Genomic DNA, 25,169 nt, shown 5'->3' on the forward strand with positions numbered 1-25,169 from the left:
AGTTACTTAGATAGAAATATTATCCATATACGCCCGTACCAGTTGATGATAATAAGGCGTTGTCATCAGAAACGAATCGTGCCCGTAACTGGAGGTAATTTCCGCATAGCTTACATTAAGTTCATTATTCAATAACGCCTTGACAATTTCCCGGGAGCGCTCGGGCGAGAAACGCCAGTCCGAAGTAAACGAGATTACCAGGAAATTTGCTTTGGCCACCCGGAATGCCGCACTCAAATCACCATTATAGGCTGCAGCCGGATCGAAGTAATCGAGTGCTTTGGTCATCAGCAAATAGCTATTGGCATCGAATAAATCAGCGAATTTGTCGCCCTGGTAACGCAGGTACGATTCGATTTCAAACTCCACATCAAATCCGAAAGAAAGCTCACCGTTGCGTAAGCTGCGGCCGAATTTCGCCGCCATCGAATCGTCGGAAAGATAAGTGATATGCCCCAGCATGCGCGCCAGCCGCAAGCCGCGCCGCGGCAAGGTATCATAGGCATAAAAATTACCCCCGTAGAATTCCTGATCGGTCATGATTGCCTGACGCGCAACATCATTAAATGCAATATTTTGCGCCGTCAATTTGGGGGCCGCCGCAATCACCAGCGCATGGCGGACTTTCTCCGGATAATCCAGTGTCCATTGCATCGCTTGCATACCACCCAGGCTTCCGCCCACCACTGCGGCAAACTGTTCAATTCCTAAATGTTCAGCCAATTGTGCTTGTGCCTCTACCCAGTCTTCCACCGTCACCACAGGAAATCCGGCGCCATAATGCTTGCCCGTGTGAGGGTCGACACTGGCCGGACCCGTAGAGCCGTGACAGCCGCCCGGATTATTCACGCCAATGACAAAAAAACGATTGGTATCAATCGGTTTTCCGGGACCCACCATATTGTCCCACCAGCCGATACTTTTCTCATTTTCCGCATAAACACCGGCCACATGATGATTGCCGGAAAGCGCATGACAAATCAATACTGCATTGGAATATGCGGCGTTCAGCTGGCCATAGGTTTCATACACCAAATGATAGCTATCCAACGACAACCCGCTTTTCAGCTGCAAGGGCTTGTCAATTTGTACAAATTGGGGAATCACCACACCCACTGATTTTGAATCTTGCATTTATATAAAGAGGAATTCCAAGGAAACGCTGAATATTATGTCAGCTATTATATCGTCAATAAATCAGCGCACACTAGCAGGCCATTGAAAAACTATCACCATTCCGCTGCGATATTAAAGAATGCTCATTTAATCGGTATAAACTACGACTTTCACCTTTTTCTGCCGTGCATCTGCCACTTCTAAAACACTGCTTAACGTTCCGCTAGTCATTCAATTTAGTCAGCAACGCAGCCATCTTTTCCGGTTGGTCCGTTTTGATGATTTTTTGCGCGAGTGGAATAATATCAGGCAAATGGCTTTTCAGAATCTGGTTTTTCACCGCCAGCAATTGCGATGGATACATGGAAAACTGCTGCAATCCAATACCCAGCAACAATCGCGTGAATTGCTTATCACCGGCCATTTCGCCACAGATGGATACGGGCACTTTGGCGCGATTGGCACTCTGAATGATATGCGAAATCAACCAGAGTATGGCCGGATGAAAGGGATCATACAAATGCGCCACAGCATCATCAATCCGGTCAACCGCCAAGGTATACTGAATTAAGTCGTTAGTGCCGATCGACAAAAAATCCAGCTTGCGCATGAACGTCTCCAGACACAGGGCAGCTGCCGGTATCTCGATCATCCCACCGACTTTAATATGCTCGTCAAATTGAATCTTGTCATCGCGCAAAGTCTGCTTGGCATACTCGATGTAGTGCAATGTTTGATCGATTTCCGCAACATTCGACAGCATCGGTACCAGGATACGCACATCGCCGTACTTGGAAGCGCGCAAAATAGCACGCAATTGCTTGTGAAACATTTTGGGTTCCGCCAAACTCAATCGAATGGCACGCAAACCCAGCGCCGGATTAGTCGCCACTTGCTCGCTGCCCTTGAGGCTTTTGTCTGCGCCCAAATCGAATGTGCGTATGGTGACTGGCAATTTATGCATTTTCACCGCTACCGTGCGGTACGCTTCAAATTGTTCATCTTCACCCGGTAAATCATCGCGATTCAGAAATAAAAATTCGCTGCGAAACAACCCGATGCCGGTAGCTCCGCTTTCCTTGACCTGCGCAATATCCTCAGGCAGTTCAATATTGGCGTATAAATCAATTTGCGTCCCATCCAGTGTCACCGCAGCAACACTTTTAAGGCGTTGTAGTTTCTTTCTTTCGAGTTCAAGCTGGCTTTGCCGCAGACGGTATTCATCCAGAACATATTTATCCGGATTTACAATTACGATGCCGTGAATTCCATCGACAATCAACCAGTCATTCTCCAGAATCAACTGATGTGCGTGATGCAAGGCCACGATCGAGGGGATATTGAGACTGCGCGCAACAATCGCGGTATGCGATGTCTGGCTGCCCAAATCAGTCAGGAAAGCAATGAATTGATGTTGCTTGTACTGCATCACATCGGCAGGACTTAAGTCATGCGCAACCAAAATGCTGTCACCCGCCAACTTCGTCACAACCGGTAAGTGGCCAGGGCGTCCCAACATCGCTTTGAGTATACGTTCAACCACTTGCTTCACATCGGCTTTGCGTTCACGCAAATAGGCATCTTCAATGGCTTCGAACTGCACCAACAATTCCTGCATCTGTTGCGTTAAGGCCCACTCGGCATTGCAATAAGTCTGCGCAATCATGCTGCGTGTGGCCTCTGACAGCATCGGGTCATCCAGGATCATCAAATGCAAATCCAGAAATGCACTAAACTCCGCACGTGCATGCCCGTCCGCAACAGATTGCTGTAACGCCTCAAATTCTTTCCGCACCACAGCAAAAGCACTGTCCAGCCGTGCAATTTCCTTCTCTATCTGACTCTTTGGAATCAAATAATGTGCCACCTCCAAAGCAGCGGGATCAGCCAGATGCGCGTGACCAATTGCAATGCCTTCGGATACGCCTATGCCATGTAAAATAAAGCTCATTCGCTCTCACCAAAATAATCTTCAACCAATGCGACCAGTGCTGTCATCGCCTCAATCTCGTCATCGCCTGTGGTTTCGAGCTGTATGCGCGAACCTTTATTGGCCGCCAGCGTCATCACGCCCATAATGCTTTTCGCATTGACACGACGGCTATTGCGCGTCGCCCAGACTTCGCTTTTAAATTGACTTGCCAGTTTGGTCAGTTTTGCTGATGCCCGCGCATGCAAGCCCAACTTGTTAATAATTTCGACTTCTTTAATTTGCATGACTAGACTCTTCCGCATTAATTTGTATCACCCCACTCTGCCCGCCACTTAGTCCTTTCTCTATGACATCCGATAACGGCTCATTGCGATACGTTATCACCCGCACCAGCATCGGTAAGTTAACACCAGCAAGGCATTCCACTTTACCAGGCTGCACCAATCGACTGGCGATGTTGCAGGGTGTCGCACCTAACATATCACCCAATAGCAGCACACCATCGCCACTATCCAGCTGTTCTATCAATTTACGCGCTTTAATTAATACAACTTCAGGGGCATCTTGGGTAAAAACACTTAAATGCGACAACTGGCGCGGTTTCATACCCACCACATGACTTGCACAACGAATCAAATGATCGCCCAAATCTTCATGTGTGATCACTAAAATCCCTATCATCTTGTTTTTTACATTATTCTTAAATTCGATTAAAGATTTTAGCACTGACGGTACTTAAATACTTTATGGTCAGACGTTATCTTAAAAATATTTCCCCACAAAGACATTCCATCATTCTTGTGTTTTGGAGGAAAATAGAATCCAGTGAATTAATGACCAGTCGATCACTCAAATGCTGATGGGAAAATGAGCAGAATGCGCACTTAACTGTCTTGATTGAAAGAACATTACCATTGAATGGGTTACGAGAGAAATGAAAAAGAATAATCGAATCCGGGCACTACTCAAGGCGGCTGAAGCAATGTCCCAAGGTGATTTCACATCAGATATTCCAACCGGAAATGACGAAATTGGTCAACTTGGAAAATCACTGGAGAAATTATCCGGTTATCTTCAGAAACAACTGGAAAGGAGTCAATCCCTTTATAAGATTATGGTCGAATGCAACCACAATCTTCATCTAATCGATGTTTTGAACCATATCTATGAATCTTTTCAGGACCACCTGCCTTACGATCGGATTAGTCTGGCACTGCTCGAGAATGATGGAAACAAACTTAAATTACATTGGTCACGTGCCAAATACGATCCATTGATATTAAATATCGGACTCACTATTCCCGCGTCTGACCACAGCGTTCTAGCAATCACAAACCCTAGAGAGATGCTCGTTATCGATGATTTAAACTCGTATTTGGAGAAACACTCAAAATCCCGCCTTACGCAAGCCATTTTTAGTGAAGGTATCCGTTCCTGCCTCATTTGCCCCTTGCTCGCCGGCGGCAAACCGATCGGGTTTATTTTCTTTTCCAGTCGCGATAAAAGTGTTTACAAAGATTTACATTCACATCAGGATCTGGCGTTGCAAATCGCCAGTCAAATATCCGTTCTGATTGAGAAAAACCAGTTATATCAAGGAGTAAAATTAAACAAACAGCTTAAGGCACAGAAAAAATCACTCGAACAACGTGTCACGCACGATGCACTGACTGGTTTATTCAACCGTCCCGGTATATTTGACATTCTGCACAAACAAATCCAGCGTGCCAAACGCGGGGGCTATGGCATTGCAATTATCATGATTGATATCGATCACTTTAAAGCCATCAACGACACTTACGGCCATCTTGCAGGAGATGCGGTTTTATGCGAAATCGCCAACCGGCTGACTCAATCAGCTCGCTCACATGAATACATCGGACGCTACGGGGGTGAAGAGTTTCTGGCGATTATCTCGCCGTATAATCAGGATGGCGCATTAAGAGCTGCGGAAAGATTTCGTAATGCAGTCGCTTGCAAAGAAATTAAAGCCAACGAGACATTTGTCTCGGTAACAATCAGTTTGGGTGTGGCGATCAGTGCGGAAGCAAAAACGTTAGACGAGAAATTGTTATTAAAAAAAGCAGACGAGGCACTGTATCAAGCCAAGCATAAAGGTAGAAACCGGGTTGAACTGGCAGACAATACAATGATTGAAAAGATTTCTTAGCTCGCACTGTCAGATCGAGCCTGAACTACTACAAATTAAGAAATCTCCAAGTAATCTCCTTTATCGACCCCTGATAAGCCCTTGCCATAGCCATAGCCATAGCCATAGCCAAGGGCTTATCGTTTTGCATTGACTAATCCGCTATTCCATCAGTATCACTGCCACCTTGTGAAGACGTTACCGTAACTCGCGCTGGCGGTATTAGGAATGCATCCGCCCCCGACAGCAACACTTCATATCGTCCGGGAACACCCACTTGCGGCATGGGGAATGTTGCGCTTCCTATATGCAACGTAAGCTCAGGAATCGTGCCCCCGGCAATTGGATTTATCTTGTCGCTCGAAGTAGCCACGACCCTTATTACTCCAGTCGCCTTGGTCCAGGTTGCCAAAGTAATATTCACTTGATCAACGACACTTACCGATTCCACGGTTTCCAAACCAGTGGCGCTCCTGGCAGTAATCGTTACTTGATCAGGCACAGAAAGACCATTGGCTGCATTTAACGTGGCACGTTTGAAAAAGGTATTTTCGCCATCGAATGCCATAGGCCCATTTTGATTGGCTTGAGGTATGCCGCCGATCTCAACGCTTGCAGTAGTCGGCGCTTTCACCCATGAATTGATACGGGCCGTCGTATTACCCGTGGCTACATTTGTGGTGCGGAAATAGGTTGTGCGCACAGGTTCAATTCCTGGTGGGGAATTAGCCTCGTCATAAATTTTTCCTTGTACCGAAAATAAATGGGTTTCCACAAAATTTTGCCCGCTGCCATCCAAATCCACGCCGACCGGGCCTTCGATGCGGAAATAATCAATACCGCAATGGCCACCGATTACTTCATGCGGAACGTTAGGATCGCCCACATAACCGACTGGCGCCACCGGCGCAATTGCCGGATCCCAGATCAATAAAGGACCGACCTCGCCGCTTAGCATGGTTTCAAACGGTGCAGCACCGCCCGTATCTCGGGTCACATTAATAGCGCGCGTGCCCGCCGTTGCATTATAGATTTCCGGTTGGCAACCATCAGCTTCATTGAGAAAGGGATGCCAGATTTTGTATTCGCCAGCAACCGGAATATCGACTCGGATACGTACACGCCCAAAAGCGAACTGGTCATTCGGTGCGGGATCTCCCGCGCCATAAGCTGCCTCCAAAGCCAGTACTAGATTTGCCCGTCCTCCTCCTGCCAAAGTCAGAGCAGCATCGGCCGACCACCAGAACGCCTCAGCGCCAAAGCCGGTCGCTACCGAGGTTGCATTGCCTGGAATTACAGGATCGAAGAAACACATGCCGGTTGCACCATCACCATCCAGACACAGTTGCACGGTAGTGCCTTCGCTATCGGAAAACCAAGTCGGGAAATGATTCACCGGATGTATTAAACCTTTTCCGGCCAATGCCGCATTGGCCGATGGCATATTCAATCCCATCATTGTCACTACAAAGACCAAAGCAAAACCCACTTTCTTGCCTATGTCAGTAATTTCTTTTATTTTAAAGAGCTTCATGATCCAACTTCCTCCAGTTAATTGATAGTTCTAAGAAACTTATAACTATCTAACATAAATTTTATTTTCCTGATTGCTGTCGCGATTAAAGAAGCTCTGACTTTGTCACAGAATTTATTCAAAGCTTCCCTAGTACTTAAACACGTACACGTACTTTTAAGTGTGCACCTCAGCGGTATGCACAACCTTTGGATCCAGATGGTTGATGGTTGCCATGATTTGCCATGGATCAGACAACGCGGGCGCCATGCTCCAGCGTTTACGTTCATCATTGCCGATGCGCACCATGCCGGTATGATTTTCCTTGATGTTATCCACGTCTTCCTCGACATCATAAAAACCCAGCCGGTAGCGGATCAACTCGATATCTTCCGGCGCGCCCGTCAGAAATTTCCAGCCATCCTGGATGCCATAGCGCTCAGCATATTGCTTGAGCAATTCCGGCGTATCGCGCTTGGGATCCAGCGTGATGGAGTACATGAAAACATCACGCCCCGCACGCTCACCCAGCATATTCCGCACTTCCCGGAGATTCGCCGTCGATTTCGGGCAAATGCCGGAACATTGCGAATACATCATGTTGATCGCAACCACTTTGTCGCGGATCAGGTCGTCATAAAACTTTACCGCCTCGCCTTCATGCGTATACAGCGTAACGTTCGGAAACGGTGTGGCGCTATCCGCCGGTTTGTATTTTCTGATATTAGGATTAAGCGCAGGCTTAGTTTCAGTGAAACCCAGCTTCTGCCAAGCCGAATTCAGTCCAATCAGACCCAACGCCGCCAATCCCATGCCGGCCAGTATTTCCCTGCGTGAACCCACAGGTTCATTATTTTCTTTATTCATGATATCCCCCTCTCTCTTCTTAGCCCAGAATGTCCCAGCGCACCATCATGGCGTGGTCTTCATGGATCATATTATGGCAATGCATCACATACTTACCGGGAAAATCCCGGAACCGCATGAATAATCTCACTTTCTCATTAGGCCCCAAAACGTATACATCCTTGCGTCCTCTCTCATGTACAGGGACAGTCACTTCGATGCCATCCACGTAACGATTCAGGATATGTCCTTCTTCGAAATGGATATGTACCGGATGACTCCAGCCGCCGGACGGATTATCCAGTTCCCAGATCTCAAAGCTGCCCATAGCCATATTCGCACCCGCGGAACGGACGTTCACAAATTTGTCATTGATCGCCCACATGCCGTTTTTGCGCTCAAAGCGCCAGTACCTGACCGGAGCCGTCGCGATTTCCGTAGCGGTCGGTCTGCGAATCGGGCGCAGCTTGGCCGGAACCTGACTGACATCCGGCTCATCCGGCTCGCGATCAACGATGAATTTGAGCACCTTCATTCCCGGTGCTTTGACACCTTTGGGTCCGCGCGAACTGGTTTGCTCCCAGCGATTCACCAGATAGAGCTCGGTACCTTGTGGATACAAAGAAAAATCCACTACGATATCGGCACGCTCGGCCACGCCCAGACGGACATTCTTGCGGTTCAGCAACGGCTTAGGCAGTAAATTACCATCGTTGGCGATATAGGTGAAAGACTGTTGTACATTGTTGGCCGCAACCAAATGAAACTGATAAAAACGTGCTATGCCTGCATTAAGTAGGCGAAAACGGTATTTACGGCTTGCCACCTTGAGTATGGGTTCAATAATACCGTTGACCGTCACTTTGTCACCCAGTGTGCCTTCCGAACTCATTTCTTCGAAAATATGCATGCCGTTAGCGTCAAAACGCTTGTCCTGGAATGCCAACGGATAATCATAAGCACCGCTGGGCAATCTTAAAGCTGCCGGATTCGGATCATGCTCGTCACCTGAATCCAGCTCATCGTAAAGCAAGTAAAAACCGGCCAAACCACGGTTGGCATTGGGTGCGGTAAAATCCAGACAATGATCGTGATACCACAGCGTTCCCAGTGCTTCACGCTTATCGCCACCCACGGGGTTTTTGACGCTTTTTGGAAATTCATCGTACCCCGCATAGATATTGGGATAAAAATGATCCTTGAATTGACCCGGGCCATTCAAAGTAGGCCCGGCTTTGGTTGCACTGAAATAATCACCAGGGAAACCATCGCTCTCCGAAGGCGTATGCAGATTGTGCAAATGCATACTGATCTCCGGTGTGCCGAAACCCGTATGATTACTTGGTAACTCATTATATAAACGCACTATTACCGGGCGCCCATAACGCGCATGAAAGGTGGGATTATGGTAATCACCACCGCTTGAGTTTTTACCGATATAGTGCCACACCAATTGCTTCGGGTAATCCGGATGGAACTCATAATCCGTAATCGCTTCAGCTCGAAGCTCGTAAGTATCGGCCTGACCGGATTCAAGCGGATGCGCACCAAAGAAATCATCCCAACGCTGATGATCGTTACGCCCGCATTCTCCATTTGCGGTATTAGCGGAACCTTGTGGAGGATAAGCGTCATCGGACAAATCAGTTTGTTCCAACGGCTCAACCTCCTCCGGCAATTCTCTTTGCCAAGGCCTGGTGGGCGGGCTGGGTAGTAACGATTCATCCGGAATGGCTTGTGCTGAGCTTTCACGCGAAGTTAAAATGGCCGGTGCGGCCAGAATCGTGGCACCCGTTGTTTTAAAAAACGCACGCCTTGATTCATTGGATGGAGAATCCGGATCAGCGATGTTGCCCCGATCGGATTCATACTCTCCATTGTTCATGATAATGTCCTCCTACTCTACAGTTATTTTTTTAAAATTCACACTTTGTGGTGCGTCTCGATTATGTATAGGCCCTGTCAAACTTATATTGACATCCATCAAATAAAAGCAAACTTGATGAATGTCACTTCCTTCCCTGCTGATTACAACACCGACAAATGTCATTTTTGTAAAATGATCATGCCTGCATAATGAAGATTAAGGATTTGTTTGATGGATAAATAGCTACAAGATGTTAATTCACCCTATTAACAATTGTTAACATGGCTGATTAAAATAGGCACAACTTGGAATATTCTCCAACTCCTTGTTGGAAAAAGATAAAATGTAGGATTTTACTTACATTCAGAAATGTTTATTCAGAACAATATTCGTTTGCTAAATTTTACCGATATTTATCAGCACACCTTATCAAATCGCTTGAGTATCGAATTGAGACTGTGCCCTTGTGCTACGACTTCATATTCATGGGAAAAAATTCTGAAATCAAATCAGAAAAACCAACTTTGTCCAGGCAACTGAACTGATATGGCTATTAAGAATTTTGGAGGTGCTTTACAATTAATTACAAAACTTATGAGATGAGTGAGCAACTAACTCAATCCTTTTTCCCTGAACAGAAGCGCCAATTGCAGGCGACTGGAAATATGTAGCTTGGAATAAATACGATTAAGATAAACCCGCACCGAACCTTCGGTAATCTGCAGTTCCCGCGCGGCTAATTTACTGCTGTAACCTTTTGCAATTAAAGCAGCCAGAGATATTTCACGACTGGATAAGTGCGCAGAAATCATTTTATGCGCGGATTCACGGTGTAAAATTTGTTCAAACGCCATTCTCATGGAACGGCGATCCAGCCATTCGCCGCCTGCATGCACTTTCTTTAAACATTGCGGGATTAGTGAAACTGGCATTTCTTTGAGCAGAATACCTTTGACTCCCATTCTGATCAGATCACAGGTCTCAGACTGGTTGACTGTTGCGGTATAAACCACTATTCTGACTTCGCCTCCAAGCGCTGTTTGGACTTGCTTGACTTGATTAAGCCCATCAAAACCAGGGCTATGGGGGTCAATCAACACAATGTCTGGCTTCTTCAGCTTCAAAACATTCTTAATACGATCTACTGAATGCAACGCATCCACAATTTCCAGGCTGTCCTCCTCTTCGAGGATAACGCTTAATCCAAATAGAACAATCGGATGCGGATCAATCAGAAGTACTTTAATACGATTGCTAGGCAATAAGTTTTGCATCGCTTCAGTAAACATTTATGCCTACAAATTAAGAGAAAAATCAGACAACCTATTCTTACTCATTTATTGTGAAATTTTCATAAATTTCATGACCTAAATTCTGTTAATTTATCGTGAAGCTTCTGTGCGTATCTATAAAGAACTAGAAAGCGCCTGATTTATCAGTTAATATCGCATACGCGAAAAATGCTGGCAATTTAGGCTATATCACAACAAAGCGCTGTGATAAATCACACATCTGGGTACACCTCATAAAGCAATGCATCACCGGGCATACTCTGAAAATAAACCCATCGCCTTAGTCACGTAAAATAACAAAACCAGAAACTGAATTGAGCAAACAATACTATCAAGCAGTAACTTGTCTTAAAGTATATTTCCTATACCACACCATAATATGATGCAAGAAAATCCACCGATCAGTCTTGATGAAAATCAAATTATTGCTGAACGCCGCGCCAAGCTGACTGAAATACGTCAGATCAACAATGCTTTCCCCAATACATTCAGACGCGATCATTTAGCTTCAGAGTTATATCAACAATTTGATGCGTTCCCCAAAGAAAGACTGGAAGAACAGGCAATTGGGGTAAAAATAGCAGGGCGCATGGTGCTTAAGCGCGTCATGGGTAAAGCCAGCTTTGCAACCATACAGGATATGAGTGGACGCATTCAGTTGTATATCTCGAACGATCATACCGGAGAAGCTGCACACGCAGCATTCAAGCATTATGACTTGGGTGATATCCTGGGCGCGCAAGGCATTTTATTCAAAACCAGAACAGGCGAACTCTCCATTCGCGTCACTGATTTACAATTGCTAACAAAATCCTTGCGCCCTTTGCCGGAGAAATTTCATGGTTTGGCCGATCAGGAGCAAAAATATCGTCAACGTTACCTTGATTTGATTACTAACGAAGAAACGCGCCGGGTATTCACTATTCGTTCCAAAGTTATCCAGGCAATTCGTGAATTCTTTGTCGAGCGCAATTATCTGGAAGTTGAAACGCCAATGATGCACCCGATTCCCGGAGGCGCATCGGCAAGACCCTTTTCCACCCATCATAACGCGCTGGATATGGCGCTATTCTTGCGCATCGCCCCCGAGCTGTACCTGAAACGTCTGGTTGTCGGCGGCATGGAAAAAGTTTTTGAAATCAATCGCAATTTTCGCAATGAAGGAATCTCCACACGGCATAATCCTGAGTTTACCATGCTGGAATTCTATGAAGCTTATCAGGACCATATCTACCTGATGGACTTCACCGAGCAAATGCTCGCCCATACAGCGCAAAAAGTACTGGGCACCACGCACCTTACCTACCAAGGCAAGACAATGGATTTATCCAAACCATTCATGCGCTTGACCATCATCCAAGCTATCCGGAAATTCCATTCGCACTATTCCGCCGCACAATTGAATGATCGTAATTATCTGATCGAAGAATTGAACGCATTGAAAATTCACTACAATCCCAACGATGGCCTGGGTGGCTTGCAACTATCGCTGTTCGATGAAACTACCGAACATTTGTTGTTTGAACCCACATTCATCGTTGATTATCCGGCGGAAGTATCTCCTTTAGCGCGGCGTAACGACAACAATCCTGATATCACCGATCGTTTTGAGCTGTATATTGCCGGGCGTGAAATCGCTAATGGATTTTCTGAATTGAACGATCCGGAAGATCAAGCGGCACGTTTCCTGGAGCAGGCCAAAGCCAAGGATGCTGGCGATAGTGAGGCCATGCATTATGACGCAGACTACATCCGTGCATTGGAATACGGCTTACCGCCCACAGCCGGCGAAGGTATCGGCATCGATCGCTTGGTCATGCTGTTAACTGACAGCCCGAGCATTCGTGATGTCATTTTGTTTCCGCAATTAAGGCGGGAAGATTAGCGCAGACTGATTATCGGCCAGCCATTGCTTTCTGCGTGGCTCTTCAATGTAGGGTCCGGATCGACGGCAACCGGGTGCGTTACTTTGCAGAGCAAAGGCAAATCATTGAGTGAATCGCTATAAAACCAGCTACGGAGAAACGATAACCAGGTCAGATTGTGCGCATCCAGCCATTTCTCCAATCGCTCAACTTTTCCTTCCCTGAAAGAAGGTGTTCCAGACACCCGGCCCGTAAATTCCCCATCTTTCTCTTCCGGTTCAGTCGCGATCAAATGACTGATGCCAAGCGCCTGGGCAATCGGGGCCGTGACAAAACTATTCGTGGCGGTAATAATGATACATAGATCATTGTCCAGCATATGCCGCTCGATTAGTTGCCGCGTTCCTGGCGCAATCAGCGGTATAATTTTCTTACACATGAATTCACTGCGCCAAACTTCCAATTGGGCACGTGAATGACGTGCCAGGGGTTTTAACTGAAAATCCAGAAACTCGTGTATATCCAGCGTTCCCGCTTTATACTGCTCATAAAATTCAATATTCTTGGCCTCGTGCAACTCACGATCCAACGCTTTCTTTTCTATCAAAAATTGTGCCCACTGAAAATCACTATCACCTGCGATTAACGTGTTATCCAGATCAAATAATGCTAAATTCATGAATCCACCCGTAATAATTCTCGTAACAAAGGTATAGTTATGGGACGCTGATGAACCAGAGAATAACGATTCAGCGCATCCAATGTCATCATCAACGACGGTAAATCGCGTCGACCATGGCGTAATAAATATACGCAAATTTCCTGTGACAAAGTAAAACCGCAATCCGCAGCATGAGTCTGCATCGCCTGTACTCTTTCTTCTTCCGTTAGCTCATGCACCTGATACACTAATCCCCAGCCTAAGCGGGTGACCAGATCCTGCCGCATATCCAAATACGCCGGCGCAGTGGATCCGCTTACCAGCAATAATGCATGACCATCTTCGCGCAACCGATTATACAGACTAAATAGTTCCGCCTGCCCTGAAGCATCCAGACCATCAATGTCGTCAAGTGCGAAACAATCTGCCGCACTGTCACCACGAAAGGGATAATGATTCTCAGCGCAGCTATATACCACTTTTGCGTTTTTTCGTGCATAAGCTGTGACAATCGCCCGCAACAAATGACTCTTGCCACAACCAGAATTACCCCATAAATAAACAAAACATTCTTTTTCTTTTCCAGACAGAATACTTCTTAACATGTACATCAGTTCCGCATTGCGCCCTGGCAGAAAATTCTCCAGCGTAGGTAACGGTAGAGGATTAATGTCTAACAGCATCTGTTGCATGTTCATTATCTAATCGTCATAATCCGATCTAAAAAATTGCTACGAATTATAGAGATCACTTCCCAAATAACGCTGCCGCAAATGCCGCAACCAGACTAGCATCACCGCGCTGACCGGCAACGCCAGGAGGATTCCAAAGAAGCCAAATAATTGACCAAATGCCATTAAAGCGAAAATAACGACAACCGGATGCAGTCCAATCCGGTCGCCCACCAGCCAAGGCGTGATCAGCATGCCTTCAAGCATTTGACCGATACCAAAAACAGCCCACACCGTAATCACGCCGCTCCAATCCTGGAATTGCATCATAGCGGCAAAGGTCGCCAGCATTAAACCAACAATCATCCCCAGATAAGGCACAAACACGAGAATACCCGCCACCAAACCAATGGGTAACGCAAATTCCAGTCCTGCCAACCAAAGCCCGGTGATATAACAAATACTCATTAATAAGATCACTGATAATTGGCCGCGCAGAAATTCCGCCAGAATGCGGTCAGTCTCCCGCGCTAACTGAGAAATCTGATCATGCCAATACCGCGGGATCATTTCATCGATAAGTTTGACCAACATATCCCAATCACGTAACAGATAAAACAACACGACCGGCACCAATAACAGATTGACCAGAAACTCAACAACCGCCATTCCTCCGCTGGTCAAGGAAGGCAGCATCTTTGCGGCCACGCCTCCGGCGCTTTTCCAGTGTTCGGAAAGCGCTTCCTTTAATACATTCATATCCGGCTGCAGGCTGATATCCAGTCTTGATTCCAGCCAAGGGATCACATGATTCTTCAGCATATCCAAATATGCCGGCATTTTATCCAACAGCCGGTTCGCCTCTTTCTCAAACAAAGGCACCATAATCAAAATCAAAGCGGCAAACACTCCAAGCAACAACAGCATAACCAGTACCGCACCTACCGTCCGCGGTATTTTTCTGTCAGCCATGTAGCTCACCATCGGATTACAGATATACGCTATCACTGCAGCCAATAAAAAAGGAGTCAGGATCGGACTGAGCAGATAAATCAGCCCACCTGCTACGCAAGCTAATAACAACCACCAGAGATAATGTAAGCTTCCGGAATATTCAGTGTTCATACAAAATGAATTAACCAGCTTTTGATTTTAGCGCATGGCTGGCCAGATTTTTGCCAAGCTCCCAAATAGAACCCGGCACTTGATGCGTATCCGCGATGGTCTTGGTCAATGCGCACATGATGTGGTCGCAATCTTTCTGAGTCAAAGTAAGGGGAGGCAAAAGTTTGATCACATTCATGCCGTGTCCCGCCACTTGCGTCAGAATTCTGTGCTCTTTAAACAAGGGAATCGTGATCATCTGGCAAAACAGCCCTTTATTAGCAGCTTCCAACATCATCCACGCAGCTTTCAACGAAAAACTATTGGGTGACTTGAATTCAACTGCAATCATCGAACCTTTGCCACGGGCTCCTTTCAAAAACTCATACTGACTTGTCAAGGCATTGAGCCTGCCGATCAGCTCATCACCAATTTTCGCGCTGTTTTCCACCAGTTTCTCAGTTCTGATCACCTCCAGGCTCGCCAAACCAGCCGCCATCGCCATGTTATTTTTGGAAAAGGTAGAACCGTGCACGACTGCCCGATCCATGCGATTAAACACGCTATCCATAACCTGCTGCGTCATAGCCACTGCACCGACCGGCACGAACCCACCGGATAACGCCTTGGCCATGCATATCATATCGGGCTTCACGCCCCAATGCTCAATGGCCCAGAATTTACCGGTACGTCCAAGTCCGGTTTGAATTTCGTCCGCGACAAACAAGGTACCGTATTTCTTACATAAGCGCTCAATCTCGGGCAGATAGTTATCATCCGGGATGTTTACCCCTTTGCCCTGAATCGGTTCGACAATAAAAGCGGCCACTTCGCGATTGCTCAAGGCCTTCTCCAATGCCACGAGATCATTAAATGGAACCGAACCGCAATCCTGCAACAATGGACCGAAACCATCCTTGAAAATTTGCTCGCCGTTCAACGACAAGGCCCCCATCGTCAACCCATGATAGGCATGATCGCAACAAATAATCCGATTGCGCTTGGTAACGTAACGCGCAAACTTTATTGCTCCTTCAACCGCCTCCGTCCCAGAATTACAGAAAAACACCCGTTCCAGATTATCCGGTGTTGTGGCCAAAATCTCCTTGGCCAATAAACCACTCAGAATCGACACATCCATTTGCACCAAATCAGGCATATCCAGTGACAATACCTCTCTTAACGCATTGACGATGGTCGGATGATTGCGTCCAAACGCATATACGCCAAACCCGCTCAACAAATCAAGATATTCATTACCTTGTTCATCATACAGATACTGCCCCGCCGCACGCTCATAATTCCGGTCATAACCGATCGTTTTCAAAACCTTGACCAACTGGGCATTCAAATACCGATCGTGCAAATCGAACTTATCGGTACGATGTTGTGATAACAGATTGGCGATACTGAAAGACATGAATGACCTCTGCATTAAAAAACTGCCACAAACTGGAAGCTAGCGTCTAAGGGTTCCTGGAAAGAAAAAAACGAATACCGCCCAAGGGCGGTATCATTGCAACGAATTCAGCATTGATCATACCACTCCTGCGCCACTTTTTGCTGCTAAAAACGCACCATGATATGCTATTTATCATAGTTTTGGCATCCATAAATGCTTCAGTTATCCCAGTGAGATTTTGCATGACAAAACTGCTATTCACTTACACTCGGAATTCTTCTGTTTTACGCAACGCTCTACTACTAATCTAATCTTCACTTAAGCTGAGAATATTACTTTCGAGAAATTGGGCGTAGATGGTAATTATTATGTACGTCTAATCAAGAACCAGGATGTAAAATCTGGCTGATTTAAGTAAATCAACTAATGAGATATGTGAAATAAGGGACTGGAGTTTAAATAAAAAAGATCTTCCAGTTGTTCAGTTACTTGCTTGAGCATCTCTAATTTTTTAATTGCAATTTTGCGGATTATTCAGATTCCGGCGCTGTAGATATGTGCTGAACAATGACTTTTTGATCCTTATTATGATTAAGCCTGGCGGATCTTTCTTCGGATTCCTGAATGCCGATATGAAAGCCAGCAAAGCCGGGCATAACCACTTGATCAATTGCCATACCGATAATCCGACCGTTATGGGGTGAAATTATCTCGCTGCGCATATTGGTAATGGGATCGGTGACAATACCAAGGATATCATTTTTGTTAATTTTATCTCCCAATCTGACATTGCCCAGAAGAATGCCGCCATGATTTACGCGCACCCACGCTGAATGATAGTAAATTGAATCCGGAGCCTCTAGTGGCTGAGCTGCTTCCAGCATGTTCATCCTATCCAGCAGGGTTTGAATGCTTTTAACGCCATATTGAACAGCTGGTTCTTGCAATGTCATGGATTTTCCCGCTTCTAAAGTTACCGAGGGAATTCCAATTTCAACGGCAGCATGACGCAACATTCCTGCAGAACCTTCGCTATGAAGAATTACGGATACTCCAAAAGCCTGAGCAAATTCAGCCACGCTGGATAGCAGAAGATTGGCTCTGACTTGTGGCAGATTGGTACGATGCGCTGAACCTGTATGCAAATCAACAAGAAAGTTGCAATGACTGATGATCTCTTTAAAAAATGAATATGCAATCCGTGAAGCGGAACTACCTTGAGGATTTCCCGGAAAAAAACGATTAAGGTCACGACGATCTGTCAGATAGCGGGAAGATCGTTGAAAACCTTGCAGATTTACAATAGGTACGCCAATAATAGTTCCGGATAATTTCTCAGGATCAGTGCCATGAAGCACACGTCTTACAATCTCGATACCATTTAATTCGTCCCCATGAATCGCAGCTGTTAGACAGAGCACAGGCCCTGACAGAGCACCATTAACGACCAGAATGGGGGTTGGCATGGAAAGGCCATCCGAGGATTGATTGGGCTGCCAGGATAACCGCATCGCTGTCGCGGGTGGTACCACAGCACCCAATAACGCAAATGATGACTTTGGTTGTTCGATGAACCCGGATTCGGAAACGTTGGATAATTCTCTCGTTGTTATCGCAGAAGCACCTGTTATCGAATCAGAGTTCACAATTGAGTCATCATTGACACCATCAAACTTCAGTGTTTGCTGCGAGTATCCATTAATTGCAATCAATAGAAGGGCTAGGCCGATGATACTTTTTAACATTGCGCGATCACCCTATTAAACAAATTACTCGTTCCAGGTATTAAGGCCTATTTTTATAGCAATCAAATATTCAATTTAATTACAATATACTGTAATTGAATCATATTGAAAAATTAAAACAGCGGTTAATTTACATTACAATTCGTTGTGTAATATATATACAACATGACTATTGAATTAGTAGTAGTCACTATCCGCTGATTCAAATAAATAAGCGCTTAAAAAATCTAAAATGCAATATTCAAAGCCCGCTCCCAATATTCTTCTAAAAAGCTCGTGGCATATCCGTAAGAACTTCTGAACAACCTCGATTGTCATTTGCAAACAGGGCTAGGAATCTTGTAAGATCAACAATATAGTTTCCCCCCCACCGTCAAAATAACAATCATTCGGAAGCTTCAGAAAAAGAAAGCAATAATCAACCCATCACCCCGGTTTGATTCCCTTTTTAACAAGTGGTATCAAAATCAACTGCCGAATGAATTTTTACATCCATCTCATGCACATGTTTCATTTGCGTTAAAATTGCAACTTTAAGCAGCTTTTATTCAGTAACTACGCGAGAACTTAATTTGATTCCTTCTAACTCTGATCATCCTGATGCAAAACAACTATCTTATCGTGACGCCGGTGTAGATATCGAGGCAGGCGATCGCCTGGTTGAAAATATCAAACCACTTGCCAAGCGTACATTGCGCCCTGAAGTAATCACCGGAATCGGTGGCTTTGGGGCTTTGTTTGAAATTTCCAAGAAATATCGAAACCCTGTTTTGGTATCCGGTACGGACGGAGTAGGCACCAAACTTAAACTGGCTTTTGAACTGAAGCGGCATGACACGATAGGTATCGATCTGGTTGCAATGAGCGCGAACGATATTCTGGTGCAAGGTGCCGAACCGTTATTTTTCCTCGATTATTTTGCTTGCGGGAAATTGAACGTAGAAACGGCCACAGCAGTCGTCAGCGGTATTGCCAAAGGCTGTGAATTGGCAGGCTGCTCACTGATCGGCGGTGAAACGGCAGAGATGCCCGGAATGTACCCCCGTGATGAGTACGATCTGGCCGGATTTGCTGTTGGAATTGTTGAGAAAGATCAAATAATTAATGGAAGCACAATTCAGGACGGTGATATTGTACTGGGCTTGGCTTCCAGTGGCGCGCATTCCAATGGATATTCACTAATTCGCAAGATTATCGAACAGAATTGCATTGATCTATCAAGTAATCTTGCTGGAAAAACCATCGCTGATATCATCATGGCGCCAACGCATATTTATGTAAAACCAATATTGAAGCTGATTCAACAATTACCTGTCAAAGGACTAGCGCACATTACCGGTGGGGGGTTGATTGAAAACATACCGCGTATTCTGCCACAAAAAGTTATGGCCGTATTACACAAAAATTCATGGGAAATGCCGTCGCTATTTCACTGGCTGCAACAGCAAGGTAATGTTGCAGAATACGAAATGGCCCGCGTGTTTAATTGCGGAATTGGCATGGTGATCGTGGTCGCACCGGGAAATGCCGACAGCGCAATCCAAATTCTCGGTGCTGAAGGTGAAACCGTGTGGCAAATCGGTGAAATCAAGTCACGCGCATCTAGTCAAGCACCCACTGTTATAGTTTGAAGTATTGTCATTACAAGACATGGAATCACTGGTTATTCTGATCTCCGGACGTGGCAGCAATATGCAATCGTTGCTGGAAGCCAGAGCGCAAATCGATCGCGTTACTGTAATCAGTAGCAATCCCGATGCAATGGGTTTAGAGACCGCCAGAAATTATGGTGTTGAAACGATCGTTATTGATCACCGCTCTTATCCCGACCGACAAGCTTTTGATACCGCATTGGCAGAGTGCATCGATGCGTATCAGCCAAAGCTGGTTGCGCTGGCTGGCTTCATGCGTATACTGAGCGATCGCTTTGTGCAACGTTATCAAGGCCGGTTAATGAACATTCATCCTTCATTGTTACCCGCCTTGCCAGGTTTGGGGACGCATGCGCGCGCATTGCAAGAAGGTATTAAAATTCATGGTTGCACGGTACATTTTGTCACTCCGCAGCTGGATCATGGCCCCATTGTAATTCAAGCGGCTATTCCTGTATTACCCAGTGATACCGAAGAAACATTGGCCACCCGGGTTTTGCAGCAGGAACACCTTATCTACCCCCTAGCTGTACGGTGGTTTATGGAAGATCGGATCATAATGAATGAAAATCACGTTGAAGTGCTGGATTCCAGTATTTGTGAAATTACACTTTATTCACCGGGACTATCCAAATGAAACTTTCATCCGCGGCACTTCTAGTATGGGTATTAAGCTTCTCAGTCCCGGTTTATGCAACGGATATACCTTCCCGCATTGAAATTAACTATGCCGTGACAACAGATATCGGTGAAGGAGAAATCAATGAGGTTATGGAAATCAAACATATGGACGACGGCCGCTATAGTTATAGCATTAATAGCGAAGCTCAAGCCACGGGAATTTTCAAGCTTTTAGAGCCCAACAGTATCATGCGTCATAGCGAAGGAATGATTACTGAAAATGGATTGCGGCCTTCTCGCGCTTATGAAAAACGCGGAAAAAAAGAACCCAGCATGGCCATATTTGATTGGGAAAATCACACTGTCACTTTAAGTCATCAGAAACACAAAGCGCAAGAAAAACTACCCAAAGGCACTCTCGACCGCTTAAGTTTATCTTATAATTTTATGTTTACCCCCTTACCTGAGCACCATGTAGAACGCCACATTACCAATGGGCATGGTTTGGTGTTATCACGTTATACCATCACCAAAGAAACACTCAATACTCCGCTCGGGAAAATGAAAACTATTGTATTGACCCGCCAAGAAGATAAAAACTCAAAGCTCAAAAGGATCTTGTGGCTTGCGCAAAACAATCATATGCTCCCTGTCCGCATTGTTTCGATTGAAGAGAATGGCCGTGAAATCGAAAAAATAGTAACCGGAATTAATATCAGCTACAAAGCTGATTACTAATCCGATCTTTCAGCTACAACTACACATCAGGAAATCAATGCATTTTACTTCTTCTCAGCTGGACGCAGCGATTGTTGCCCTACGTACTATACTTCCTCTGGAGTATCCGGCCGATGCAATCTTGCGGCGTTTCTTTCGGGATAATCCAATGCTAGGAGCTCAGGATCGCGCATTCATTGCAGAAGCAGTTTTTGATATTTTGCGGCACCGTTTTTTTCTTGAAAGTCTGGTAAAAATTGTAACGCCACGCGCATTGATATTAGCGTATCTGGTTAAGCTTCAAGGAATGAATTTACGCGAGTTAGCATCGCTGATCAGCGAAGTGGAGACTAAATGGCTGTCAGAGATTAAAGCTATCAAACCGGATATATTTCCCTTGGCGACTCAGGCCGAATTTCCCGCATGGCTGGTAGAGAAACTACAACATTTCATGCCCGACACGGATATTCTTGATTTGGGGCTCTCGCTACAAAAATCCGCGCCACTTGATCTCCGGGTCAATACCATCCTCGCCAAACGCGGTGAGGTGCTGGAAACGCTCAAGCAGGAAGGCATTAATGCCGAGGCGACACCTTACTCCCCTTGTGGCATCAGACTTGTCGGGAAACCTGCGATTAATCGCCATGCACTTTTCTTATCGGGAAAAATAGAAGTGCAAGATGAAGGAAGCCAATTACTGGGCTATTTGCTGGCACCCAAGCGCGGCGAAATGGTTGTCGACTTTTGCGCCGGTGCGGGCGGTAAATCATTACTGCTGGGCGCTTTAATGAATTCAAAAGGGCGTATTTATGCTTTTGATGTCTCCGAAAAAAGATTGAACAACTTGAAACCGCGCTTCAAACGTTCAGGCTTATCCAATCTGCATATACAACGAATCACAAATGAGAATGATATCAAGGTCAAACGACTGGCTGGAAAAATTGATCGTGTATTGATAGACGCTCCTTGCAGCGGTCTCGGGACACTGCGCCGCAATCCCGATTTAAAATGGCGCCAATCACCCCACAGTATTGATGAACTCAAAACCAAGCAGGCTGCCATTCTTTCTGCAGCCGCCAGTTTGCTAAAACCGGGCGGGCGGTTGGTGTATGCAACATGCAGCTTTTTACCGGAAGAAAACCAAACTGTCATTAACGAATTTCTGGCCGCGCATCCCCAGTTTAACCTGTTGAATTGCGCTGAGCTGCTGTCTCAGCAAAAAATACTGCTGGATACCGGTGAATTTTTGCAGTTATTTCCTAAACTACATCAAACGGATGGTTTCTTCGCCGCCGCTTTAACGAGAAATGATTCGGCAAAACCAGAATAAAGAAGATTTAAGCACTGATCTCTTTCTTGCCGCTTGCTGATTGCAGCAATACCGGCAAAATAATCAGAACACAGACCAAAGTCAACAGCAGTCCTATAGTTAACAGCTGCCCCATGCTGGATGTACCCTGATGAATGGAGAATATAAGACTGCCAAATCCTACAAGAGTTGTCAGCGCGCTGTAGAAAATGGCACGTGCCGTGCTGGTATGTAGCAGATTTTCATAATCCGCACCAGCACTCCGGCTTCTATATACCATATGCAAGCTACTATCGATCCCAATTCCCAACAATAACGGCAACGCGATAATATTGGCAAAATTAAACGACAGATCCATCACTACTGTACTGGCTCCGGTTAACAATATTGCGATTAATAGCGGAATTAGCACCATAAAAGTAGCAGTAGCGCTTCGAAGCATAATCCAGATCGTTAATATGACACCAATCAGTGCGAGCGAGAACGCATGAAAAAATGCATCGACTACCGCCTCTCCTGCTTCCAAACTAATAACAGGAACGCCCGTGGCATTAGGGGTAATTTCTTGCACAGCACGAACAAACCGGCGCAAGGCATCATTGTCATTAATATTTTCTGATGGATAAACTGCAATACGATACACATTATCCTTACCATACCAAAGATCAGTCACTGACGCCGGTAACGCTTCTTGCGAAAATGGCTGCGCCTCCAAGGCCAACTGCAGACGTTCGATAGCGCCCGGTAACAAGCTAAGCAAATCATTATTAACTGCAAGCAATAATTGTTGTTTTGCTTCGCCATTTTCCAATGCGGGCTTGCCCAGCTGCATGAGCAAATTCGCAATCGATTCCTGTAATGCACGAGCAGAAACTGCGGCGGCATGTTCCGGTTGCTCAACAACGAATTGACTTAATGCGATTCTTAACTGATCCAGCGCCATTCTCTGCTGCGCAACTGTATGCGGATTCGGAATCAGAAATGCCGTGGGAGAATAAGAAATGGGTCCCAGAATCATTGCCATCTCTTCGATCAAAAGGCCCTTCTCTTCCTGTTCCTCAGGCACCATATCCAATATACTGACAACTCTTTTAACTTCGGGCAGGGTGCTTAACTGCTTTACTATTTGCCCTATTTCCTGAAAATCATCGACCAATATATTGATATGCCAAGGTGAATCTTCGGTACCTCTCAACAACTCCTGAAAAGTTTTGACTGATTCTGCACTCGGATTATTCAAATTCAATAAATTGTAATCAAACTTGATATGTGGCAAGGCAAAAATAGACGCCAGTATAGCGACGCTGGTCACGCTGTACACGAGCTTGCGTGAACGCCCTGGCAGGTCCAGTATTTTATCGACCAATCGAACCGAAGAGGATGATTTCCTGATCTGAATCGGAAAAAGCTTTTGTAAGGCGGGTATCATTGTGATCGTGATCAGAAAACTTATGAGCATACCCGTTCCCGAGATTAAACCCAGCTCTGCAACACCTCGATAAGTCGTTGGCATAAAAGCATAAAAACCGATCGCAGTAGTCAATGCACAGATGAGCAGCGATTGTCCCATATCGCCGCCTGTTTTATATACCGCTTCTGGAACAGTGGTCTGATCAGTCCTTCTAATTTCTTCAAGCCGAAGCAGAAAATGAACCGCAAAATCAACACCCAGCCCTATATATAATACCGCGAATGCAATAGAGATCAGGTTTAAATAGCCGACGGCAAGGGTTGCAAAAGCGGCTGTCAACAACAAACCAAGCAATAAACTCACTATGATTGTAAAGATTGCACCTACAGAACGAAATGCAATCAGCAGTACCGCAGCAACCATGATCAGTGCCAGCAACCCGGCGTCTTGAGTTCCGTGCATTGCACTATTAAGTTCATCATGAGCCAGTGCCACCTCTCCTGTAATACGCAATTTTTCAGTTGCATTTGGAGCAAACCCCATCTTCTGCGCTGTAGTACGAATTGCGTCAATAGGTCCTTCAGCAGCAAATATTTGGGAATAATCAAGCTTGGGCTTTACGATAATCAATTCCTGATAGGTATCTTTTTGTGCTTCCCCACCTAATAGCGCCTGCCATGATAGCGCCCGGGATTTGCCAGTGAACCGGGCATCCAGCGTTGCGCTGATACCACTGAGCACTGGCTCCAGTTCCAATTCTCGCCCCTTGCGTAATTCCTCAACTGCATCTGTCAAAACCGAAGAAAATGTGGATAGAGTGGGACTCTCAGCCAAACGTGCGATCAGTGGCTGCGCCGCAGCCAAATAATCAGTAAGTCGGCCTAACTCGGACAAATCCTTGTAGAACAATCCATTCTGCTCAAAAAAAGGCTCTCCGGTTAAATAGTAAGTAGCAGGAAATTGTGTAACATCATCCTGCAAATAACGAGTAAAACGTTTTGCTGCTATATGTGCTTGTTCAGGTGTGGGAGCATCCAATACCAGCAACAACGTATCCTCATATTGAGGAAACGATTGTCGATAACGGATATGATTTGCGCGAAAAGGAACCTCTTCGGATAGCATATCGGTCGTATCTGTATGAACACCAAGATTATTGACTACATAGAATGTGCTCAGTGTAACCAATGTTAGAATAAGCAGAATAATCCAAATAGCATAGCAGTAGGATATATCTGCCCAACGCGCAAAGAAACGATAACCAGAACCCAGTGAGTTTTTCACGTCTTATCAAT

20 protein-coding genes are annotated in these 25,169 nt (G+C 45.6%); 6 read left to right on the top strand and 14 right to left on the bottom strand.

Annotated features, from left to right (window positions below; translation table 11 throughout):
• Nucleotides 1-6 precede the first annotated feature (6 nt).
• The 4 genes from metX to ATY38_RS02315 form a co-directional block, all read right to left on the bottom strand.
• Nucleotides 7-1,134 (bottom strand): homoserine O-succinyltransferase MetX, encoded by a 1,128-nt coding sequence (gene metX / locus ATY38_RS02300; RefSeq protein ID WP_062557866.1) that lies wholly within the window; start codon nucleotides 1,132-1,134, stop codon nucleotides 7-9.
• A gap of 205 nt (nucleotides 1,135-1,339) precedes the next feature.
• Nucleotides 1,340-3,067, bottom strand: a complete 1,728-nt coding sequence (gene ptsP / locus ATY38_RS02305) for a phosphoenolpyruvate--protein phosphotransferase (RefSeq protein WP_062557867.1) — start codon at nucleotides 3,065-3,067, stop codon at nucleotides 1,340-1,342.
• Nucleotides 3,064-3,333, bottom strand: a complete 270-nt coding sequence (locus ATY38_RS02310; RefSeq protein ID WP_013646723.1) for an HPr family phosphocarrier protein — start codon at nucleotides 3,331-3,333, stop codon at nucleotides 3,064-3,066. Before ATY38_RS02310 ends, ptsP begins: the two co-directional genes overlap by 4 nt.
• Nucleotides 3,323-3,730 carry a PTS sugar transporter subunit IIA gene (locus tag ATY38_RS02315; RefSeq protein ID WP_062557868.1) on the bottom strand — a complete coding sequence of 136 codons (408 nt, stop codon included), beginning with the start codon at nucleotides 3,728-3,730 and terminating at the stop codon, nucleotides 3,323-3,325. Before ATY38_RS02315 ends, ATY38_RS02310 begins: the two co-directional genes overlap by 11 nt.
• 253 nt (nucleotides 3,731-3,983) lie before the next feature.
• On the opposite strand from ATY38_RS02315, the gene ATY38_RS02320 reads away from it, so the two are divergent.
• A complete protein-coding gene (locus ATY38_RS02320) occupies nucleotides 3,984-5,219 on the top strand; it encodes a sensor domain-containing diguanylate cyclase (protein WP_062557869.1) in 1,236 nt (411 codons plus the stop codon).
• A gap of 133 nt (nucleotides 5,220-5,352) precedes the next feature.
• Here the strand turns inward: ATY38_RS02320 and ATY38_RS02325 are convergent, their stop codons facing one another.
• The 4 genes from ATY38_RS02325 to ATY38_RS02340 all read right to left on the bottom strand — a co-directional run bounded on the left by ATY38_RS02325 (nucleotide 5,353) and on the right by ATY38_RS02340 (nucleotide 10,713).
• Nucleotides 5,353-6,732 carry a hypothetical protein gene (locus ATY38_RS02325; protein ID WP_062557870.1) on the bottom strand — a complete coding sequence of 460 codons (1,380 nt, stop codon included), beginning with the start codon at nucleotides 6,730-6,732 and terminating at the stop codon, nucleotides 5,353-5,355.
• 156 nt (nucleotides 6,733-6,888) lie between these two features.
• Nucleotides 6,889-7,578 carry an SCO family protein gene (locus ATY38_RS02330; RefSeq protein ID WP_082632987.1) on the bottom strand — a complete coding sequence of 230 codons (690 nt, stop codon included), beginning with the start codon at nucleotides 7,576-7,578 and terminating at the stop codon, nucleotides 6,889-6,891.
• A gap of 19 nt (nucleotides 7,579-7,597) precedes the next feature.
• Entirely contained in the window at nucleotides 7,598-9,442 is a 1,845-nt protein-coding gene (locus ATY38_RS02335) for a multicopper oxidase family protein (protein ID WP_062557871.1), read from the bottom strand.
• A gap of 593 nt (nucleotides 9,443-10,035) precedes the next feature.
• Nucleotides 10,036-10,713: a response regulator gene (locus tag ATY38_RS02340; RefSeq protein WP_062557872.1), complete on the bottom strand. Its 678-nt coding sequence runs from the start codon at nucleotides 10,711-10,713 to the stop codon at nucleotides 10,036-10,038.
• A 382-nt stretch (nucleotides 10,714-11,095) separates the two neighbouring features.
• Between ATY38_RS02340 and lysS the strand changes: the two genes are divergently transcribed.
• Nucleotides 11,096-12,601: a lysine--tRNA ligase gene (gene lysS, locus ATY38_RS02345; protein ID WP_062557873.1), complete on the top strand. Its 1,506-nt coding sequence runs from the start codon at nucleotides 11,096-11,098 to the stop codon at nucleotides 12,599-12,601.
• Here the strand turns inward: lysS and ATY38_RS02350 are convergent.
• The 5 genes from ATY38_RS02350 to ATY38_RS02375 form a co-directional block, all read right to left on the bottom strand.
• On the bottom strand, nucleotides 12,598-13,260 hold the full coding sequence (locus ATY38_RS02350) for a histidinol-phosphatase (RefSeq protein WP_062557874.1): 663 nt from the start codon (nucleotides 13,258-13,260) through the stop codon (nucleotides 12,598-12,600). The genes lysS and ATY38_RS02350 overlap by 4 nt on opposite strands.
• The gene (gene hda, locus ATY38_RS02355) at nucleotides 13,257-13,940 is read right to left on the bottom strand and encodes a DnaA regulatory inactivator Hda (RefSeq protein WP_335337907.1); all 684 of its coding nucleotides are present in this window, start codon (nucleotides 13,938-13,940) and stop codon (nucleotides 13,257-13,259) included. Before hda ends, ATY38_RS02350 begins: the two co-directional genes overlap by 4 nt.
• A gap of 33 nt (nucleotides 13,941-13,973) precedes the next feature.
• A complete protein-coding gene (locus ATY38_RS02360; protein ID WP_062557875.1) occupies nucleotides 13,974-15,038 on the bottom strand; it encodes an AI-2E family transporter in 1,065 nt (354 codons plus the stop codon).
• Between the two features lie 10 nt (nucleotides 15,039-15,048).
• Nucleotides 15,049-16,437, bottom strand: a complete 1,389-nt coding sequence (locus tag ATY38_RS02365) for an aspartate aminotransferase family protein (RefSeq protein WP_062557876.1) — start codon at nucleotides 16,435-16,437, stop codon at nucleotides 15,049-15,051.
• 512 nt (nucleotides 16,438-16,949) lie between these two features.
• Nucleotides 16,950-18,164: a succinylglutamate desuccinylase/aspartoacylase family protein gene (locus tag ATY38_RS02375; RefSeq protein ID WP_062557878.1), complete on the bottom strand. Its 1,215-nt coding sequence runs from the start codon at nucleotides 18,162-18,164 to the stop codon at nucleotides 16,950-16,952.
• Between the two features lie 572 nt (nucleotides 18,165-18,736).
• Here ATY38_RS02375 and purM point away from each other — a divergent pair.
• From purM to ATY38_RS02395, 4 genes are read left to right on the top strand one after another with little or no spacing between them, the layout of a single operon-like run.
• Entirely contained in the window at nucleotides 18,737-19,795 is a 1,059-nt protein-coding gene (gene purM / locus ATY38_RS02380) for a phosphoribosylformylglycinamidine cyclo-ligase (RefSeq protein WP_062557879.1), read from the top strand.
• Nucleotides 19,796-19,814: 19 nt separating this feature from the next.
• A complete protein-coding gene (purN, locus tag ATY38_RS02385) occupies nucleotides 19,815-20,453 on the top strand; it encodes a phosphoribosylglycinamide formyltransferase (protein WP_062557880.1) in 639 nt (212 codons plus the stop codon).
• Nucleotides 20,450-21,175 (top strand): DUF3108 domain-containing protein, encoded by a 726-nt coding sequence (locus ATY38_RS02390; RefSeq protein ID WP_062557881.1) that lies wholly within the window; start codon nucleotides 20,450-20,452, stop codon nucleotides 21,173-21,175. Before purN ends, ATY38_RS02390 begins: the two co-directional genes overlap by 4 nt.
• A 37-nt stretch (nucleotides 21,176-21,212) precedes the next feature.
• Nucleotides 21,213-22,484 (top strand): RsmB/NOP family class I SAM-dependent RNA methyltransferase, encoded by a 1,272-nt coding sequence (locus tag ATY38_RS02395; protein WP_062557882.1) that lies wholly within the window; start codon nucleotides 21,213-21,215, stop codon nucleotides 22,482-22,484.
• A gap of 7 nt (nucleotides 22,485-22,491) precedes the next feature.
• On the opposite strand, the gene ATY38_RS02400 is transcribed toward ATY38_RS02395, so the two are convergent.
• Nucleotides 22,492-25,158 carry an MMPL family transporter gene (locus tag ATY38_RS02400; protein ID WP_062557883.1) on the bottom strand — a complete coding sequence of 889 codons (2,667 nt, stop codon included), beginning with the start codon at nucleotides 25,156-25,158 and terminating at the stop codon, nucleotides 22,492-22,494.
• Nucleotides 25,159-25,169 lie beyond the last annotated feature (11 nt).

Origin of the sequence: Nitrosomonas ureae, from assembly GCF_001455205.1 — a bacterium.
Classification (GTDB): Bacteria; Pseudomonadota; Gammaproteobacteria; order Burkholderiales; family Nitrosomonadaceae; genus Nitrosomonas; species Nitrosomonas ureae.